This window comes from Mycobacterium sp., assembly GCF_008709575.1.
GTDB lineage: Bacteria > Actinomycetota > Actinomycetes > Mycobacteriales > Mycobacteriaceae > Mycobacterium.
The window spans coordinates 1-3,325 of the sequence record NZ_VYIK01000118.1; the positions used below are offsets into that span (position 1 = coordinate 1).

3 protein-coding genes and 2 pseudogenes are annotated in these 3,325 nt (G+C 66.3%); 4 read left to right on the forward strand and 1 reads right to left on the reverse strand.

Features of this window, described 5'->3' with window-relative positions; genetic code table 11:
• Window positions 1-486 (reverse strand): annotated as a pseudogene (locus F6Q13_RS16960) (cation-translocating P-type ATPase); the annotation flags it as partial.
• 187 nt (window positions 487-673) lie between these two features.
• On the opposite strand from F6Q13_RS16960, the gene F6Q13_RS16965 reads away from it, so the two are divergent.
• The 4 genes and pseudogenes from F6Q13_RS16965 to F6Q13_RS16980 all read left to right on the forward strand — a co-directional run.
• Complete coding sequence (locus tag F6Q13_RS16965) at window positions 674-1,426, forward strand: enoyl-CoA hydratase/isomerase family protein (protein WP_293059044.1); 753 nt, start codon at window positions 674-676, stop codon at window positions 1,424-1,426.
• Window positions 1,427-1,439: 13 nt separating this feature from the next.
• A complete protein-coding gene (locus F6Q13_RS16970) occupies window positions 1,440-1,910 on the forward strand; it encodes an SRPBCC family protein (protein WP_293059047.1) in 471 nt (156 codons plus the stop codon).
• Between the two features lie 73 nt (window positions 1,911-1,983).
• Window positions 1,984-2,761, forward strand: a pseudogene (locus F6Q13_RS16975) (DUF222 domain-containing protein); the annotation flags it as partial.
• 243 nt (window positions 2,762-3,004) lie between these two features.
• A partial coding sequence (locus F6Q13_RS16980) for an AAA family ATPase (protein ID WP_293059050.1) occupies window positions 3,005-3,325 on the forward strand: 321 nt, incomplete at its 3' end.

Here is a 3,325-nt window from a genome sequence, read left to right on the forward strand (position 1 = left end):
GGGGTCGGCGAACGGCGCTGTCCGGGGCGCCGGCGGCGGCGCCGCCGAGATCACGTCGGCTGCCGCGGCGCAGGCCGCGGCGCGGACCGCTTGCACAGTGAGGTCGCTGTCTGCGCCATCCTCGAGTTCGATCACCAGTCGACCCAGGGCGCCCTCGACATGGGCGCTGGCCACCCCCGCGATCCCTCGAACCGGCTGTTCGACGGCTGCGGCATGCTCATGCCAGCGGGGAAACGGCAGCAACGGGTCCAGGTCGAGATGTACGCGCCGGCCGCTGTGCCAGCGCACCGGGGGTGCGGCCCCGTCACGAGAGTTGCCGGCGCCAAGGAGGCGCCCGGTGGATTGATTGACCGACTCCACGACGGGGCCGGTCAGCAGCTGCACGGCTCCTGCTGCGCCGGCCGCGCCCTGCACTCCGGCGCGCAACACCTGCAGCGCTGCGCCGGTGACACCGTCGACGACGGTGGCCACACCCGGAAGCCTCATCTCCTCACCCCTCGACCACGTCTGCCGAGCCTACGACGTATCGCGTCTTGTCTACACCGTCCACACATGATTCCCCGGTCCGGACCCGCGATTGGGGGGGTCATGACGCATACCGCGCACGGGCCGCGTGCTGGTCGCCAAATATTTGGTCAGTTGCCCTGGCGGGGTCGACAAGTAAATTCAAGCCATGTCGCAGACTCGGGGATCGTGCGTGGAGGTGGACGCGGCAGACTGCGTGACGACGGTCCGCCTCAATCATCCACCGGTGAACGCGCTCGACCTCGTGTTGCTCGAGTCGGTCGTCGCGGCGATGCGTCGCATCGAGGGACCGGTCGTCATCACCGGTGTAGGCAAGTGCTTTTCGGCCGGCGTCGACCTGCGTGCCGTCATCGATGGCGGATCCGACCACGTCGACCCCTTCTTAGCCGCGCTGTCCGAGGCCTTTCTCGCGGTTTTCGACCACCCGGCGCCGGTGGTCGCGGCGATCAACGGGCACGCCATTGCCGGCGGGTGCGTCTTAGCCATGTGCGCCGACATACGCCTCATGTCCGCCGGAACGATCGGCCTGACCGAACTTGCAGTCGGTGTCCCACTCCCGGTGGCGGCACTCGAGATCTGTCGCCATGCGATGGGCACGTCGGTAACCCACGCCGCCCTGCAGCCCGCCACCGTCGACTGCGACACCGCCTTGACCCGGGGGTGGGTCGATGCGGTTGTCCCACAGGCCCAGCTCATTCACCAGGCGATCGCGATCGGTCGCGAACTCGGTCAGTACTCCCCGGTTGCCTACGCGGCCACCAAGGAGCAACTGCACCGACCGGCCCGGGCGGCGATTGATCACGGTGCCGAAATCGACGCGCAGGTGCGGGCCGGTTGGATGTCGGCCGACATCCGCACCCGTATCACCGAGTTTCTCGACGCCCTGGCGCGCCACCGATGAAGGTTAACCCGCCATGAGCTGGTGGATCAGGCACGCACGACAAACGCTCCGCGACGAGGTGCCGGCGGCACCGGCCGAGGTCCGCGACTTCTATGTGGACTTGAATAACATCAAAGCCGTTCACCCGCTAGTGATTTCGGTGCGCACGATCTCCCGCGCCGACACCCCCCAAGGGTACGTGCAAGCGTATCGGGTTACTGATCGGATTCCGCTGGGCATATTCAACCTGCGGATCAGCTACCGGGCACGACTGCAGGTCCCCACCCACGGAGATGTGATCACCGAGGCGCATCAGTTCCCGCAAGTACACTTGCGCGGAACGGTGAGTTTCGAGCCGATCGTCACCGGCACCCGCGTCATCGAGCGGTTACAGATCTCGGCGCCCCGGCCCCTGGCGACTGTAACGACGCGGGAGGCGGTCAATGCGCACATCGCGATGCTGGCCGGAATCCGACAGCATTTTCAATCGCGATCCGGACAGTGACGCCGGTCCGGCGCCGTTTCGCGGTGCGGGTCGGCGGGCCGGACGTGTCGGACCCGGGTGCGATGATGCGGTTATGTCGTTGAGCGCATCGCCTACCGCGCCGGTGAGCCCTGCCGGGCGCTTGGAGGTGTTGTCCGCCGAGTTGGCGCAGTTGGCCGGTCAGCGCAACGCGATTGACGGGCGGATTGTGCAGATCGTCGCCGAAATCGACCGCGACCAGTTGTGGTGGGCGACGGGGGCGCGCTCGGTGGCGGCGTTGGTGGCCTGGAAACTGGGGGTGTCGGCGGCCAATGCCCACAGCATAGCCACGATCAACTCGGGGTGACCGCGGCCCGAGCGGGCGAGGGGGTCTGATGAGCATTACGCGGCGCTGGCGCGGGTGGCCACGGTCAACCAGCTGCGCACCGCGATCAAGCTCGAACCGCGACCCGAACCCGACCCCGATCCGCGCCCGCAGCGCGCGATCACCAAAACTTCTGGGGAGGAATCCTGCTGTTGGCGCATCACCTCGCCCCACGACGAGGCGGCGATCTTCGACGCCGCACTAGCGGCGCATCGGGATGCGCTGATCGGCGAGTGGAAACACGACCGCGGCGCCGAGTCGGCCGCATCAGAGGCCACCCCGCCCATGCCGGGCACCCTGGAGGCGTTTGTGCGGCTGGTGCAGGCCGGCTGGGACGCCGAGGCCACCCGGCGCCTGCATGCCCAGCACACCACCGTGGTGGTCCACGTCGATGTTGCCCAGCGCGCCGCGGCGCAGCCGCGGCCTGCACGCCCATCACATCCGCCACTGGGAAGACGGCGGGCTCACCGACTTGTACAAGGTCGGGTTGCTCTGTCGTTTCGAGCATGAGTTATCGCGAAAATGGCTGGTTAAAGCGTCGATGAGCGCATGGGGTGTTGTTTGAGGCATGTGAGGTAGCCCGTATTAGTGGGACTGCTGGCGATTCCAGTCCTGACGCCCGGCTGCGACAGCACCGGTTCCGCTAAATATCGCGAATCGGCGAGCCAGTATCCCGCGAATCGGCGAAATAAACTCCGCGAATCAGCGAGATATATCTCGCGAATCGGCGAAGACTCGGTACGCTGTTGAGGTGGATTCGCCGTCTCGCATTGCTCGAAACCTGCTTCCGAGGGTTGAAGAGGCACTGATCGACACACGGATTGTCGTCGTTCAGGGCGCGCGACAGGTTGGCAAGTCAACCCTTGCGGCCGAGATCACGCGCCGTCGCGGCGGGCGATTGGTCACGCTTGACGATGATGTGACCCGAACAGCTGCGGCCACAGATCCCCACAGTTTCGTTCGCCAGTTCCCCGACGGACTACTCACGATCGACGAAGTGCAACGGGTCCCAGAACTGATTCTTGCCCTTAAGGCCATCGTTGACGCCGACCATCGGCCGGGCCAATATCTG

Coding starts and splice junctions, on each gene's coding strand:
- F6Q13_RS16965 (WP_293059044.1), top strand. CDS start 674: ATGTCGCAGACTCGGGGATCGTGCGTGGAGGTGGACGCGGCAGACTGC.
- F6Q13_RS16970 (WP_293059047.1), top strand. CDS start 1,440: ATGAGCTGGTGGATCAGGCACGCACGACAAACGCTCCGCGACGAGGTG.